Origin of the sequence: Gordonia sp. PP30 (assembly GCF_023100845.1) — a bacterium.
GTDB lineage: Bacteria > Actinomycetota > Actinomycetes > Mycobacteriales > Mycobacteriaceae > Gordonia.
This window is the reverse complement of record NZ_CP095864.1, coordinates 2397423-2412488: the sequence shown is the minus strand read 5'-3', so window position 1 is coordinate 2412488 and position 15066 is coordinate 2397423. Positions and strand designations below refer to the sequence as shown.

13 protein-coding genes are annotated in these 15066 nt (G+C 70.7%); 7 read left to right on the top strand and 6 right to left on the bottom strand.

Annotation, left to right across the window (positions count from 1 at the left end):
* Nucleotides 1-13: 13 nt before the first annotated feature.
* Nucleotides 14-3700 carry an ATP-dependent RNA helicase HrpA gene (gene hrpA / locus MYK68_RS11110; RefSeq protein ID WP_247863728.1) on the bottom strand — a complete coding sequence of 1229 codons (3687 nt, stop codon included), beginning with the start codon at nucleotides 3698-3700 and terminating at the stop codon, nucleotides 14-16.
* Between the two features lie 27 nt (nucleotides 3701-3727).
* On the opposite strand from hrpA, the gene MYK68_RS11105 reads away from it, so the two are divergent.
* From MYK68_RS11105 to MYK68_RS11090, 4 genes are all read left to right on the top strand, one after another.
* Nucleotides 3728-4648, top strand: coding sequence for a cytochrome c oxidase assembly protein (locus tag MYK68_RS11105; RefSeq protein ID WP_247863727.1), 921 nt, complete (start codon nucleotides 3728-3730; stop codon nucleotides 4646-4648).
* Between the two features lie 49 nt (nucleotides 4649-4697).
* Nucleotides 4698-5180 carry an SRPBCC family protein gene (locus tag MYK68_RS11100; RefSeq protein ID WP_247863721.1) on the top strand — a complete coding sequence of 161 codons (483 nt, stop codon included), beginning with the start codon at nucleotides 4698-4700 and terminating at the stop codon, nucleotides 5178-5180.
* 73 nt (nucleotides 5181-5253) lie between these two features.
* On the top strand, nucleotides 5254-5682 hold the full coding sequence (locus MYK68_RS11095) for a YdeI/OmpD-associated family protein (protein WP_247863720.1): 429 nt from the start codon (nucleotides 5254-5256) through the stop codon (nucleotides 5680-5682).
* A 73-nt stretch (nucleotides 5683-5755) separates the two neighbouring features.
* Nucleotides 5756-6985, top strand: a complete 1230-nt coding sequence (locus MYK68_RS11090) for an aminotransferase family protein (RefSeq protein ID WP_247863719.1) — start codon at nucleotides 5756-5758, stop codon at nucleotides 6983-6985.
* 86 nt (nucleotides 6986-7071) lie between these two features.
* Here the strand turns inward: MYK68_RS11090 and MYK68_RS11085 are convergent, their stop codons facing one another.
* Both MYK68_RS11085 and MYK68_RS11080 read right to left on the bottom strand, forming a co-directional pair.
* The gene (locus tag MYK68_RS11085) at nucleotides 7072-7599 is read right to left on the bottom strand and encodes an alkyl hydroperoxide reductase (RefSeq protein WP_247863716.1); all 528 of its coding nucleotides are present in this window, start codon (nucleotides 7597-7599) and stop codon (nucleotides 7072-7074) included.
* A gap of 19 nt (nucleotides 7600-7618) precedes the next feature.
* Nucleotides 7619-8206, bottom strand: a complete 588-nt coding sequence (locus tag MYK68_RS11080; protein ID WP_247863714.1) for a peroxiredoxin — start codon at nucleotides 8204-8206, stop codon at nucleotides 7619-7621.
* A 133-nt stretch (nucleotides 8207-8339) separates the two neighbouring features.
* On the opposite strand from MYK68_RS11080, the gene MYK68_RS11075 reads away from it, so the two are divergent.
* Nucleotides 8340-9275 (top strand): hydrogen peroxide-inducible genes activator, encoded by a 936-nt coding sequence (locus tag MYK68_RS11075; RefSeq protein WP_247863712.1) that lies wholly within the window; start codon nucleotides 8340-8342, stop codon nucleotides 9273-9275.
* On the opposite strand, the gene MYK68_RS11070 is transcribed toward MYK68_RS11075, so the two are convergent.
* Both MYK68_RS11070 and MYK68_RS11065 read right to left on the bottom strand, forming a co-directional pair.
* Entirely contained in the window at nucleotides 9259-11367 is a 2109-nt protein-coding gene (locus tag MYK68_RS11070) for a DEAD/DEAH box helicase (RefSeq protein ID WP_502798331.1), read from the bottom strand. The two genes, MYK68_RS11075 and MYK68_RS11070, sit on opposite strands and share 17 nt — an antisense overlap.
* On the bottom strand, nucleotides 11364-12311 hold the full coding sequence (locus MYK68_RS11065) for a proteasome assembly chaperone family protein (protein WP_247863710.1): 948 nt from the start codon (nucleotides 12309-12311) through the stop codon (nucleotides 11364-11366). Before MYK68_RS11065 ends, MYK68_RS11070 begins: the two co-directional genes overlap by 4 nt.
* 144 nt (nucleotides 12312-12455) lie before the next feature.
* On the opposite strand from MYK68_RS11065, the gene MYK68_RS11060 reads away from it, so the two are divergent.
* Both MYK68_RS11060 and MYK68_RS11055 read left to right on the top strand, forming a co-directional pair.
* Entirely contained in the window at nucleotides 12456-13082 is a 627-nt protein-coding gene (locus MYK68_RS11060) for a hypothetical protein (protein ID WP_247863708.1), read from the top strand.
* 133 nt (nucleotides 13083-13215) lie between these two features.
* Nucleotides 13216-14343, top strand: coding sequence for a DUF4192 domain-containing protein (locus MYK68_RS11055; RefSeq protein WP_247863706.1), 1128 nt, complete (start codon nucleotides 13216-13218; stop codon nucleotides 14341-14343).
* A 4-nt stretch (nucleotides 14344-14347) separates the two neighbouring features.
* Here MYK68_RS11055 and MYK68_RS11050 read toward each other — a convergent pair whose 3' ends face one another.
* Nucleotides 14348-15028 (bottom strand): iron-dependent transcriptional repressor DtxR, encoded by a 681-nt coding sequence (locus tag MYK68_RS11050; protein WP_247863704.1) that lies wholly within the window; start codon nucleotides 15026-15028, stop codon nucleotides 14348-14350.
* Nucleotides 15029-15066 lie beyond the last annotated feature (38 nt).

The following is a 15066-nucleotide window of genomic DNA, read 5'->3' as shown; positions in this document are numbered from 1 at the left end:
TTCCGCGCGACGGTCAGGTGAACGCGTCGAGCGCCTTGATCACACGCTTCTCCGACACCGGCCCCGCGGTGCCCAGCTGCTGGGCGAAGAGGCTGACGCGGAGTTCTTCGATCATCCAGTGCGCCAGGTCGTTCAGCGCATCCTGGCGGTGCGCCGGGACCTGTGCGAGACGCTGATTCCAGTGCGCGATCACCCGGTCGACGGCGTCGAGACCGGTCGCGTCCCGGGACGCCGAACCGGGTAGCGCCTCCAGCCGGGCACGAGCGGCCCTGAGATAGCGGGGCAGATGACGCAGGTGAGTCAGCGCGGTGTCGCGGACGAAGCCGTCGTACACGAGGTGCGCCAGCTGCTCGGCGACGTCGTCGGCGGCGACCGAGCCGCTGCGCGCGTCGATCGCCCGGCGCAGCGGGGCGGTCTCGGCGAGAGCCGCCGCGGCGACGGTGAAGTAGTCGGGTGCGGCGGCGCGGACGGCCGGTGACAGCCGCTGCGTGAGCGCGGCGAAATCCGCGGGCGTGCGGATCGCGGCCACGCCCGGTTCACCGGCCAGGGCATCTGTGATCGCCCGGCGGGTGCAGTCGGCGAACAGGTCGTCCGCCCGCCGGTACGGGCTCTGGCTGAGGGCGAGTCGTTCGCCGGGCGGCAGCGTGTTCGCGATCTTCTTGGTCAGCGGGCTGATCGTGTTCTCCAGCAACACCTGCGCCCCGGCGCGGATCCCGGCGTCCCGCGCGGTGGGGCTGGTCGCGTCGACCACCCGGACTCCGGCCCCGGCCGGGCGCAGGGTCGGGTAGGTGACCACCGGCTGACCTGCGACGGTGGCATCGATGCGCTCCGGAAGGGCACCGATGGTGTCGTCGGTCCAGCGCTGGTGCACCGGCGCCGCTGCCGCCGTCGTCGACGGGCCGGAGAACTCGCGGCGGAGTTCGTCGAGGGAATCGCTGCGGGCGACGATCTTTCCGTCCGGGCCGGTGACCGCGAAGTGGATCCGGAGGTGCGGAGGAAGGTTCTCGACGCGAAAGTCGCTCGGGGACAGGGTGATCCGCGTGATGACGCCGAGCTCGCGGGCGAGGGCCGGCACCAGTGGCTCCGACCGCGGCTCCAGCTGGGAGAGGGCGAGGTCGGCGTACTGCTGCGCCGGCGACATCGACTTGCGCAGGCCTTTCGGCAGCGACTTGATCAGCGCGGTGGCCAGCTCGCTGCGCAGTCCGGGTACCAGCCAGTCGAAGCCGCCGCCGTGGAGGTGGTCGAGGAGCGGGCGGGGCACGACAACCGTGACGCCGTCGTCCGGCGCGCCCGGCGCGAAGTGATAGCGCAGTTCCAGCCGGGTCTGTCCCTGCCGCCAGGCGGGCGGGAAGTCGGCGGCAGCCGGAGTCCGGGCGTCGTCCCCGTCGGCGTCGTCGAGGTACAGCAGGCGCGGATTCTTCTTGCTCTCCTTCTTCCACCAGGAGTCGAAGTGGCGGGTGGAGACGACGTTCGCGGGCACGCGGGCGTCGTAGAAGTCGTAGAGTTCGGCGTCGCTGCGCCGGAGCGCGCGCCGCGTGCGGTGCTCGAGGTCCTCGGCCTCGGCGAGGAGACGCTGATTGTGTTTCCAGAACTCGTGGCGGGGTCGCCAGCGGCCCTCGACCAGCGCGGCCTGCAGGAAGATCGCGCGTGATTCGACGGGGTCGATGGACCCGTAGTTCACCCGGCGCGCGGCGACCAGCGGTACCCCGTAGAGGCTCACCTTTTCGTTGGCGGTGACCGCGCCGCGGCGTGACGACCACGCCGGCTCGCTGTAGGTCCTCGTCACCAGGTCGCCGGCGACCTGCTCCACCCATTCGGGGTCGATCGCCGCGACGGTGTGCGCGAACAGGCGTGAGGTCTCGACCAGTTCTCCGGCCATGACGAAGGCCGGGGGCTTCGAGGCGAGGAACGACCCGGGGAAGACGGCGAACTTGGTCCCACGGGTGCCGAGGAATTCCCTGGTCTCGCCCTGCTTCGCGCCGATATTGGTGAGCAGCCCGGTGAGCAGGCTGCGGTGGATGGCCCCGGCGTCGAGTTCGGTGGCCGGCACCTCCCAGCGCAGATCCTTGACCGTGCGCCGGAGCTGACGGTGGAGGTCCATCCACTCGCGGATCCGCAGGTAGTGGAGGAACCCGCGTTCGCATTCGCGGCGGAACTGATTGCCGGACAGCGCTTCCCGGCGCTCGTGCAGATGCTCCCAGAGCCTGAGGTAGCCGAGGAACTCCGACCCGGGCACGGCGTATTCCCGGTGGGCGGCGGTGGCGGCCTCACGCTTGTCGGCGGGGAACTCGCGCACATCGGGGAGCGAGAGCGCCGCGGCGATCACCAGGACGTGGTCGAGTACCCCGTTCTGGTGCCCGGCCACCAGCATGCGGGCCAGCCGGGGATCGATCGGCAGCCGCGCGAGGTCGCGTCCCACGGCGGTGAGCCGGGCGTCGGCCGAGTCCAGGCCGGTCACCGCGCCGAGTTCGGAGAGCAGCGCCATGCCGTCCTTGATCGCGCGGGCCTCCGGCGGCTGGACGAACGGGAACTCGGCGACGTCGCCCAGCCGGAGCGACAGCATCGACAGGATGACGGCGGCCAGGTTGGTGCGCAGGATCTCCGGGTCGGTGTACTCGGGGCGGGCGTCGAAGTCGTCCTCGCCGTACAGCCGGATGCAGATGCCGGGGGCGACGCGGCCGCAGCGGCCCGCACGCTGGCGGGCACTGGCCTGCGAGACCTTCTCGATGGGCAGCCGCGTGACCTTGGTGCGCGTGGAGTAGCGGGAGATGCGGGCCGTGCCGGTGTCGATCACGTACCGGATACCGGGCACGGTGAGCGAGGTCTCGGCGACGTTGGTGGCGAGCACGATGCGCCGCCCGTTCGACGGGGTGAAGATCTTCTGCTGTTCGGCCACCGAGAGGCGCGCGTAGAGCGGCACGATCTCGGCGGCAGTGCGATGTTTGAGCGCGTCGGCGGTGTCGCGGATGTCGCGTTCGGTGGGCAGGAAGACCAGGATGTCGCCCGCGCCGCCGGACCAGAGCTCGGTCACCGCGGCGTCGATGGCGGCGATCTGATCGAGATCGGCATGCTCGCGGTCGTCGCTGGTGAGCGGCCGGTAGCGGATCTCGACCGGGTAGGTACGGCCGGAGACCTCGATGATCGGCACCTCACCGGCCGGGCCGGCCGGCTCGGCGGTGGAGAAGTGCCGGGCGAAGCGGTCCGGCTCGATGGTCGCCGAGGTGATGATCACCTTGAGATCCGGGCGCCGGGGGAGCAGGCGCTTGAGGTAGCCGAGCAGGAAGTCGATGTTGAGGCTGCGCTCGTGGGCCTCGTCGATGATGATCGTGTCGTAGCGGCGCAGCGTCGGGTCCGCGGTGATCTCGCGCAGCAGGATGCCGTCGGTCATCACCTTGATCTGCGTCTGCTTGCTGGTCTTGTCGGAGAAGCGGACGCTGTAGCCGACGAGGTCGCCGAGCTGTGTCCCGGTCTCGTCGGCGATACGCCGGGCGACGGACGTCGCGGCGATCCGGCGCGGCTGGGTGTGGCCGATGCGGGTGCGGCCCAGCGCGAGACAGATCTTCGGCAACTGGGTGGTCTTGCCCGAACCGGTCTCGCCGGCGATCACCACCACCTGGTGGTCGTTGATCGCGGCGGCGATCTCGTCGCGGCACGCGCTGACCGGAAGCTCCGGCGGAAAGGTGAGGACGGGGACCGGCATGATGACCCCGAGTCTATCCTCGCCGGAGTGAGCCTCACTGTTCCCCTGTCGGCCTGGAGCGACTGGACGGCCGACCCGATCGGGGTCCTCGCCGTCGCGACGTCGGCCGGCTACCTCGTCGCCGGGTGGCGGCGCCGCCGGGGCGACGGCGTTCCGGTGCCGCGCCGGATCGCCTTCCATCTCGGCTGCCTGGGGCTGTTCGTGCTGAGTTGCGGACCGCTGACGCACTACACCACCGAACTCTTCTGGGTGCGGGCGCTGCAGATCACGGTCCTGCTGTATCTGGTGCCGCTCGCGCTGGCGTCGGGAACTCCGCTGACCGCGATCGGCGCGGCCCTGCCCGCCCCTGCGGCGCTGCGTGGAATCGCCGCCTTGCGGAGCCGGCCCGCGCACCTGCTCACCCATCCGGCGGTCGCGTCCGGCATGCTCCTGGCCGTGCCCTGGATCCTGATCTTCACCGGCTGGAACGTCGCCGCGATGCGGCACGGCGCTCTCGACGCCGTCACCAGGCTGATCCTGCTGATGATCGGCGGCCTCTACTTCTGGACCCGGATCCAGGCCGATCCGGTGCCGCGGCGGTGGCCGCAGGGACTGTCGCTGCTGGTGACGCTGGTCGAGTCGATCGGTGACGGGATCCTGGGCGTCGTCGTGTGGCTGGGGCCGGTCCTGTACACCGGCTACTACGCGGCGCTCGGGTTTACCGACGCCGACGCGCTGCGGACGTCACAGACCATCGGGGCCGGCATGCTGTGGATCCTCGCGGACGTGATCGGCGTGCCGTTCCTGATGATCCTGCTGGTCGCGCTCCGCCGCGAGGACACCGCGACCCAGGCCCGCGTCGACGCCGCGCAGGACGCCGCCGAGGCGGCCGCGCCGGTGGACGACGCGCCGCCCGCCGGCCTGTGGTGGGAACAGGACCCGCGACTGCGCGACCGTTTCCGCGGTTGAGGCGCGACGCCCGCTCGACGCGGGCGGCGCGGGGTGCTTGGCTGGCAGCATGACGACGGAGACCGCATCGATGTCCGGAGACGTGCCCCGCGTGGTGAGCGCTGAGCGGATCGTCCGTGCCGGGCCCGCGACGATCTTCGGACTGATCGCCGACCCGCGCCGGCAACCGGAGTGGGACGGCAACGACAATCTCCGGGTCGCCGAGTCCGCCGAGCGGGTACGCGCCGCCGGGGACGTCTTTCTCATGGAGCTCACCAACGGCCAGGTGCGGGAGAACCATGTCGTCGAGTTCACCGAGGACCGGCTGATCGCCTGGCGGCCGTCGGAGGTGGGTCGGACGCCGCCGGGACACCTGTGGCGCTGGGAACTGGAACCGGCCACCGACGGCACGCTGGTGCGGCACACCTACGACTGGACGGCGCTGCGCGACGAGAAGCGCGAGGCCCGCGCCCGCGCGACCACCGGTGACCGGCTGCGGGCGTCGATCGACCGCCTGGCCGCGCTCGCCGAAGCCGAGTCGCCGGTGCGATGAGCCGGTAGGCCCGAGCCGCGCGGATCGCCCGCGGTCGTCCACAGATCGGTGCCGATCTGATTGGATCGGCCCCATGGAGATCCGCACCATGCTCGAACCGCACGGACCGGCGACCGCCCTGGTGCTGTCCGACGACCAGGTCGACGAACTCGGCGGCGGACGGCGCGCGGCGGTCGTGGTGACCATCGGGGATCGCGCCGCCCGGTTGCGTCTGGCCCGGATGGGCGGCGTCAACATGATCGGGCTCTCGAAGGCGACTCGCGCCGAACTGGGGGTCGAGATCGGCGACGCCGTCGTCGCGAACGTGGAACTCGATACCGCCGAACGCACTGTCGAGGTACCCGGTGATCTGGCTGACGCCCTCGACGCCGCGGGGCTGCGGGCGGCGTTCGACGCGCTGAGCTTCACTCGCCGCCGGGAGGGCGCCGAGTCGGTGACCGGTGCCAAGCGTCCCGAGACGCGGCGCCGCCGGATCGACGCCGTCGTCGACGGGCTGCGCTGAGATCCGATCCCAGGACGGGGCGAAGACGATCCCGGACACGCCGGGGAAGCCCGGACGTGTCATATTGGGAGCCATGGGTTCTCTGTGGCACGGCTTCGCCGATATGGGCGCCGTCAACGACAACGGTCCGTTCGTCATCACCCGCGGTGAGGGGGTGCGCATCTACGACGACGGCGGGAAGGAATACCTCGACGCCACCGCCGGTCTGTGGTTCACCAACGTCGGCCACGGCCGCGGCGAGATCGCCGACGCGGTGGCCCGCCAGCTCTCCACCGTGGCGCACTATTCCAACTTCGGCGACTACGCCAACGACACCCTGATCGCGCTGGCCGAGCGCGTCGCGGCGATGGCGCCGGTGCCCGGCTCCAAGGTGCTGTTCACCTCCGGCGGCAGCGATTCGGTCGATTCCGCGGTCAAACTCGCCCGGCGGTACTGGACCGAGTCGGGGCGGCCGGACAAGCGGATCGTCGTCTCGCGGACCAAGGCCTACCACGGCATGCACGTCGGCGGCACCGCGCTCGCCGGGATCCCGGGCAATCGCGAGGGCTACGGCCCGGACTTCGTGCCCGACACCGAGCGCATCGACTGGGACGACGCGAAGGCGCTGCTCGGCCTGATCGAGCGGGTCGGCGCGGAGAACATCGCCGCGTTCATCGCCGAGCCGATCATCGGCGCCGGCGGTGTCTACCTGCCGCCCGAGGGGTACCTGCGCGAGGTGCGCGACATCTGCCGCGACCACGACGTGCTGTTCATCGCCGACGAGGTGGTGACCGGCTACGGCCGGATCGGGCACGGGCACTGGTTCGCGTCGAGCCGATTCGAACTCGCCCCGGACATCATCACCTCGGCGAAGGGCCTCACCAGCGGCTACGTCCCGATGGGCGCGATGATCGCGGCGCCGCATCTGGCCGAGCCGTTCTTCGCCGGCGGCACCTGGTGGCGTCACGGCTACACCTACGGCGGCCACTACGGTGCCGCCGCGGCCGCCATGGCGAACTTCGACATCATCGAACGCGAGGGTCTGCTCGACGAGGTCACGCGACTGGAGGGCGACCTGGCCGCCGCCTTCGCGCCGCTCGCCGACCTGGACGCCGTCGCCGAGGTCCGCACCGGACTCGGCGCGGTCACCGCGGTGCAACTCGCCGATCCGGCCGACGCCCCGGCCGCGGTGCTCCGCCTGCGCGAGCATGGCGTGGCCGGCCGTGCCGCGGGCATGGGCGCGCTGCAGGTCTCGCCGTCGTTCGTGATGACCACCGACGAGGTGAACGAGATCGCGGCCCGCTTCGCCGCCGCGCTGAGCTGAGTCGTCAGACCGATGCGAAACGCCCCGCCGGGATCACCGGCGGGGCGTTTGGCGATTCGGCCCTTCGACAGGCTCGGGGGCTGCGATCAGGCGAGCGTTTCGGCGATGGTGATCGCCTGGCCGACGCCCTGCACGATCGACGCGGCCTTGAGTGCCTCGAAGACCTGCTCGCGGTCGAGACCGGCCTCGCGCACCACGTTCTCGTGGGCGGCGACGCAGTGCTCGCAACCGTTGATGGCGGAGACCGCCATCGACCACAGCTCGAAGTTCGCCTTGTCCACGCCGGGGTTGCCGATGATGTTCATCCGCAGACCCGGGCGCAGGTCGTCGTACTTGCCGCCGAGGAACCCGCGGCCGCGGTAGAACACGTTGTTCATGCCCATGATCGACGCGGCACCGAGGGCGGCGTTGTAGGCCTCGGCCGACAGGTTGTCGGCCGCCTCATCGGCGATCTCGCGCAGCACGGTCGCGTTCCGGGTGGCGGCCGCCGAGGCGAGGAGGGTGCCCCACAGCTTCTCGTCGTCGAGCACGGTGGTGCGCGACAGCGAGCCGAGGTTGAGCTTGAGGTCCTTCGCGTACTCCGGAAGGGCTTCCTTCAGATTGTCGATGCTCATCGTGTGCGATGTCCTCCGATCAGGCCGAGGCGCTCATGAGCTCGCCGGCGTCGATCGTCGGGTCGCCCTTCTTCCAGTTGCAGGCGCATAGCTCGTCGCTCTGCAGCGCGTCGAGGACGCGGAGGACCTCGTCGACGTTGCGGCCGACGCTGCCGGCGGTGACCGACACGAACTGCACCTCGTTGTTCGGGTCGACGATGAAGGTGGCGCGATCGGCGACGCCGTCGGCGTTCAGGACGCCGGTGGCCTCGACCAGCTCACGCTTGAGGTCCGAGAGCATCGGGAAGGGGAGGGTCTTGAGATCCTCGTGCTGGGCGCGCCACTGGAAGTGCACGAACTCGTTGTCGACCGAGGCGCCGAGCACCTGGGTGTCGCGGTCGGCGAACTCGTCGTTCAGCTTGCCGAACGCGGCGATCTCGGTCGGGCACACGAAGGTGAAGTCCTTCGGCCAGAAGAAGACGACGCGCCACTTGCCCTTGTAGTCGTCGCTCGACACGGTGGTGAAGTAGTCGTCCGGCTGCTGGGCGTCGACCTTGCTGAGGTCGCCGCCGATGACAGCGGTCAGGTTGTAGGCGGGGAACTGGTCTCCGATGGTGAGCAGTGCCATGTCATGACTCCTTCGTCGTGGTGGGTGAATCACTCGGCCGGGCGTATCGGGGGTGTCCGTACCCGGCGGTAATTCCATTCTGCCGCAGACGGTCTGAAAACGAAACGTGATGACACGCACTATATTGATAGGCATGAGCGATCAGAGTTATCAGCCGTCGGTGGGTGGTCTGCGGGCCTTCGTCGCGGTCGCGAAGAAGCTCCATTTCGGTTCCGCGGCAACGGATCTCGGAGTAAGCCAACCCTCGCTGTCGCAGGCGCTCGCGGGGCTGGAATCGGGCCTCGGCATCCAGCTGGTGGAACGCACAACGCGACGCGTGATGCTCACCGCGGAGGGGCGCCGGCTGCTGCCCTCGGCGATGGCGGCGTGCGACGCGATCGACAACTTTCTGGCCGACGCCGCGGGGGAGGACGACCCGCTGCGCGGCGCCGTACGGCTCGGATTGATCCCCACCATCGCGCCGTACATCCTCCCGCGACTGCTGCGCGGCCTCCCGGTGCGGCGGCCCGGACTGGAGCTGCGGGTGGTCGAGGACCAGACCGCGCGACTGCTGGAGCAACTCCGCGAGGGCACGCTCGACGCGGCCGTGCTGGCGCTGCCCGCCAACGCTCCCGGCATCGGCGAGATCGCCATGTACGACGAGGACTTCGTGCTCGCGATCCCGGCCGGGCACCCGCTCGCCGGGCGCAGACGACTCGCCCCGTCGGTGCTCGCCGACCTGCCGCTCCTGCTGCTCGACGAGGGACACTGCCTGCGCGATCAGGCGCTCGCCGTGTGCCAGCTCGCCGGGGTGAACCCGGATCTGCGGCAGACCCGCGCGGCCTCGCTGACCACCGCGGTGCAGTGCGTCGAGGGTGGCCTCGGGGTGACGCTGATCCCGCGCACGGCGGTCGCGGTGGAGACGGCCTCGGGGGAACTCTCGACCGCGGAGTTCACCAAGCCGCGCCCCGGCCGGCGGATCGGCCTGGTGTACCGGACCTCATCCGGGCGCGGGGCGGCGTACGCCGAACTGGCCGCGGACATCGCGGCACTGGCCGCCGAGTCGGGGGACGTCACCGCTGCGCGGTGAGTTCTTCCCATTCGTCGATCAGCGAGGAGTCGACGCCGCGGATCAGCTCGCCGAGGTCGTCGGTGATGTCTTCGATCTGCTCGGTCACCGCGGACATCGGCAGGCCGCTGCGCAGGGCGCGGTAGCAGTCGGTGAGGTAGCGCAGCACCACGCCCTCGCTGCGTTGCAGCCCGAACTCGCTGATCAGGTCGGTGAAGGTCAAGTCCCGTTCGAGCATGTACCGCAGCACCGACTTCGGCGACGGCGGCATGCCGGCCAGCCACGGGTGGCCGCGGCGGTAGGTCTCGTAGGCGAAGCCGATCTCCTCGGCCAGCGGCTGCGGCCAGGTGATCTCCTCCAGCCGGGCCATCCGCTCCTCGTACTCGATGCCGTCGGCCTTCATCTCGGCCACCGCGGCGTCCCGGGCCACCTTCCGCTGGGCCATCAGGACCTGGCGGGGATCGTCGAGCGTCGATTCGAGGATCGAGACCACGTCCAGGGCGAACGTGGCGGACTCGCTGTCGAGCAGTTCGAACGCGGCCACGGCGAACGCGGAGAGGGGATTGGTGAGCGCGAAGTTCTCCGGCAGATCGATGGACAGCTCGACGCGCTTGCCGTCCGCGGCGGGGACATCGAGCCGGGTGACGATCCCGGTCTCGACCAGGTCCCGGTACAGCGCGATGGTGTGCTTGATGTGCCGCAGCTGCCGCTTGCGCGGCTCGTGATTCTCCTCGAGCAGGTGCCGCAGGGCCGCGAAGCAGTCGCCCGGGCGTTCCAGGACCTCCATCAGCATGGCGGTGGTCATCCGGAAGTGCGAGCGCAGTTCCTCGTCGGGCGCGTCGACCAGCGTGAAGAAGGTCTGCTCGCCCCAGCCGACGAAGCCCTCCGGCGGCTTGCGCCGCACCAGCTTCCGGAGCTTCTTGGGGTCGTCGCCGGCCTTGGCGACCAGGCGTGCGTTCTCCACGTCGTGCTCGGGCGCCTGGGCGACGACGTAGCCGATCGTGTCGTAACCCGCGCGCCCGGCGCGCCCGGCGATCTGATGGAACTCCCGTGCGCGCAGCCGGCGTACTCGGTGGCCGTCGTACTTGGTGAGACCCGCGAACAGCACCGTCCGGATCGGCACATTGATACCCACGCCGAGGGTGTCGGTGCCGGCCACCACCTTGAGCAGACCGGCCTGCGCCAGCCGCTCGACGAGCCGCCGATAGCGGGGCAGCATGCCGGCGTGGTGGACGCCGATCCCCGAGCGCAGCAGTTTGGAGAGGGTCGAACCGAAGCCGGTGCGGAAGTCGAAGTCGCCGATCGCCTCGGCGATCGCGGCTTTCTCCTCCTTGGAGCAGATCTTGGCCGACAGCAGCGCCTGGGCGCGTTCGACGGCCGCGGCCTGGGTGAAATGCACCACGTACACCGGCGCACGGCCGGTGGTGACCAGCTCTTCGATGGTCTCGTGGATCGGGGTCATCGCGTACCGGTACTCGAGCGGTACCGGCCGCTGGGCGCCGGAGACCTCGACCGTGGGCCGGCCGGTGCGGCGCGTCAGGTCGTCGGTGAAGAACGACACGTCGCCGAGCGTCGCCGACATCAGCAGGAACTGAGCGTGCGGCAGCTCGATGAGCGGCACCTGCCACGCCCAGCCGCGATCGGACTCGCCGTAGTAGTGGAACTCGTCGGCCACCAGCACCCCGACGTCGGAGCCGGGGCCGTCGCGCAGCGCGAGGTTGGCGACGATCTCGGCGGTCGCGCAGATGATCGGGGCGTCGCCGTTGACACTGGCATCCCCGGTGAGCAGGCCGACGTTCTCGGCGCCGAACTGCGCGCAGAGGTCGAAGAACTTCTCGCTGACCAGGGCCTTGATCGGCGCGGTGTAGTACGCCCGCTGGCCACGGCAGCGCGCGAAGTAGATCGCGCCGGACGCGACCAGCGACTTCCCCGACCCGGTCGGGGTCGCCAGGATGACGTTGGCGCCGGAGATCAGCTCCAGCAGCGCCTCCTCCTGATGCGGATACAGCGAGATACCCCGCGACGCCCACCAGGCGAGGAAGTGCTCGAAAGCGTCGTCCTCGTTCCCAGTGGGCGTCAGCGGGGTCTGCGTGAGTTCCGGGGCGTCGGTCAGGGCGTGTCCTCGTCGGGACCGAATTCGCCGGCGTGCTCGGCCAGGAACTTCTCGAACTCGGCGCCGAGCTCGTCTCCGGACGGCAGGTCGCCGTCGGCGGACAGCAACTCGCGTTCGGCCTTGGCCTGCATGTACGCGTCGTACTGCTGCTCCAGGGCGGCGACGACGGTGCCGATCTCGGCATTGCCCGCGACCTCGGCGTCGACCTGGCGGCGCACCTGGTCGGCGGCGTTCTCCAGCGCGGTGATCGGCAGCTTCAGGCCGGTCACCTGGCCCAGCGTGGTGAGCAGCGCGGCCGACGCGGCCGGGTAGTTGTTCTGCGCCAGATAGTGCGGCACGTGGGCGGACAGCCCCGCGGTGGGGTAACCGGCCTCGTCCATCCGGAGTTCGAGCAGCAGCGAGGCGCTGGCCGGCAGCTTCATCTCGCCGCCCCAGCGGGGCAGGTCGCCGAGGGCGTCGCCGTCGGTGCCGTGGGCGATCACGCCGGACGGCCGCGTGTGCGGCACCGCCATCGGGATCGAGTTGAGCCCGACCACCTTGCTCACGCCGAGGCGCTCGGCCAGGGCGAGGATCGCGGTGGTGAACTGCTCCCACCGCAGGTCCGGCTCGGAGCCGTCGAGCAGCAGGAACGGCACGCCGTTGTCGTCGACGACGGCGTGCATGGTGATCGACGGCATGTCGATGCCGTCGAAGCGCTCGCCGGTGAAGGAGATCATCGGGCGGCGCGACCGGTAGTCGATCAATTCGTCGGTGTGGAACGTGGCCACGAGCTTGCTGTCGAGGGCCTCACGCAGGTGGGTCGCCGCGAGGGTGACCGCATGGCCGGCGTCGGCGTAGCCGTCGAGGGCGTGCACCAGCACAGGCCCGTCGCCGTGCGGTCCGGTGACGGCGGGACCGGGGAACTCGAGCTCGTACAGCCCGGGTGTCTCCTGGGGCTCGTTCATCGAGCGTCTCCCTTCATCTTTCGGTGTTCTTCAGTCTCCCGTATCCGGGGACTCTTGGCTAATAACGCCCCGCCCACGCGGGTCATTCCCGAGGGGACGTGACTGGTGGTGGCAGAGTGAACTTCTGTGAGAATCGTTCTTTCTGTGACCGCGGCGGTCGCCGTCGCCGTGCTGGCGGCGGGCTGTTCGGTATCCGGCACCCCGAAACCGGTCGCCGACCTGTCCCGCCAGGTGGTGCCCGCGGCCGAGTTCCCGTCACCGGGGGCGACGGCGGTGCCGCCGGCGCAGGTGCCCGGGATCGTGGCCGACATCACGCTGCGGCCGCTGCGGGGCGACGTCGATCCGGCCCGCTGCACGCCCGCGGCGGTGGAGACCGGCAGCGCCGAGGTAGTGGTCGGGCCCGGTCCGCAGCCGGGCAGCACGCTCACCGAGATGGTGGTGCGCACCTCCGAATCGCTCAGTGCATTCGCTTCTGCCGCAAAGGAATGCGCGACGTTCACCGGGGGCGCGACCGGTCGTCAGGTGGTCACCACGGCGATCGTGTCCGGTCCCACGGCGCAGAACGGGGCCGACCGGATCCAGATCGTGCGCACGCTCGCCTCGCCGGGAGCGCCGGAGAGCGTCACCACTCTCGACCAGTGGATCGCCCAGCGCGGTGACGTTCGGGTCGTGGTCCAGCTGAGGTACCTCGGCGCCGCCGACGCGGCCGCGCGAGCGACCACGGCGGAGTTCTTCGAGACCGCGGTGGCGCGGGCCTTCGGCGGCGGCTGACCGGCGCGGATGGTACGACGACGGCCGCCCCGAGGGAAGAGGGGACGGCCGCCGGCTGTGGATACACGACGTTGTCCACAGGTCGCGGGAAACACCCCTGTCGCCGCCGCGCCCGCCGGGCGAGGCTCGGGGCATGACATCGCTACCGCTTCCCGCGTCCGACGGCCCGGCCGTGCTCATCGATCCCGACCGGCTGCTCGCCGCGATACCCGGGTTGCTCGGGTTCATCCCGGAGCGGTCACTCGTCCTCCTCGCGTTCGAGGAACCGGCGACGCTCATCGCGAGCATGCGGCAGGACCTCGGGTTCACCGACACCGGGCGCCCGGATACCGCGATGCGCGCGCAGCTGCGGGAACTGGGTGAGATCGTCGCCGGTTTCGGTGCGGCGGGCGTGGTGGCGGTGGTCGTCGACGACCGCTTCGACCGCGGCGATGCGGCCGCCGAACTGGTGCGTTACGGCGCGGTGTTCCGGGCGGTCGAGGGGCGCTTCGGCGAGGCCGGCGGGGTGTGCGCGGGGTTCGTGATCGGTGAGCTGTCGGCGGGGGCGGAGTGGTTCACCGCGTGGGAGCCCTACCGTCGCGCCGGCCGGCATCACCCGCCCGCGCCGCTGCGCGGACCGATCGCCGCATCGGGGCGGCTCAGCGATCCGCTGCTGTCACCGGTGGCTCTGGAACGCGCGGTCTACGGCGGCCGGCCGGTGCTGTCCCGGCGGTCCGATCTGATCGCCCTGCTCGACCCCCGCCCGCACTGCGACGACCGGCGCTGCGTCCCGGTCGTGCCGGTGCTGCCGCCCGGACCGCCCGGCGAGGACGACGCGCAGCGGGTGCGACTGGTCCTGGAGGCCGTCGGCCGCGGCGCCGACGCGTCGATGAGCTGCGGTCGGGTCAACCGCCTGGCGGAGGCACTCTGCTCGGTGCACACGCGCGACGTCCTGCTCGCGCTCGCCCTCACGGACCTGCGCGACCGGGCCGAACACCTGTGGCTCCGCCTGGCGCGCAGCCTGCGCGGGCGGCCCGGCGCGGCGGCCGCCACGCTGCTCGGCCACTCGCACTACCTGGCCGGTGAGGGGGCGTTCGCCTCGATCGCGATCGAGCGCGCGCTGGATCTCGACCCCGAGTACCACCTGGCGCAACTGCTCGATTCGGCGCTGATCCACGGCTTGCGGCCGGCAGGCCTGGGCGACGTGGTCGACTATTCCTTCGATCTCGCCGGCGCGCTGGGCCTGACGCTTCCGCCCCGGACCCGCCGTCCCGCCGGCTAAGACGTCAGACGCGTTCGACGAAGATCGCGTGCGCCATCTCCGAGGACAGCGTCAAGCCGTCGTGCCCGGGCGTGGAGATCACCACCGACCGCGGGTTGACGACGACGCTGACGCGCGCGTTCGGCACCACCCCGGCCTCGCGCAGCTCGGCGATCAGTTCGGGGTCGGCCTGGACGTGTTCGGCCATCCGGCGGATGATCACCGCGGACTCGCCGGCCGGCAACTCGACGAGCCGGTCGGCCTCCTTGATCGGCGACGGCACCCGCACACCGAGTTCTTCGAGACCGGGAATCGGGTTGCCGTACGGGGAGGTGGTCGGGTTGTCGAGCACCTCGAGCAGCCGCCGTTCGACGTTCTCGCTCATCACGTGTTCCCAGCGGCAGGCCTCGTCGTGCACCTCGTCCCAGGGGAGACCGATGATGTCGACCAGCAGTCGCTCGGCGAGGCGATGCTTGCGCATCACCTGCACGGCGAGAGCGCGGCCCTCGTCGGTCAGTTCGAGGTGCCGGTCGCCCGCCACCCGGACCAGTCCGTCGCGCTCCATGCGCGCCACCGTCTGGGACACGGTCGGTCCGCTCTGCTCCAGTCGCTCCGCGATGCGCGCGCGCAACGGAACGATCCCCTCTTCTTCGAGGTCGTAGATCGTGCGGAGGTACATCTCGGTGGTGTCGACAAGATCGTTCACGAGTGCCTCAGTCCTTTCGCCAGACATCAGGTTACCCG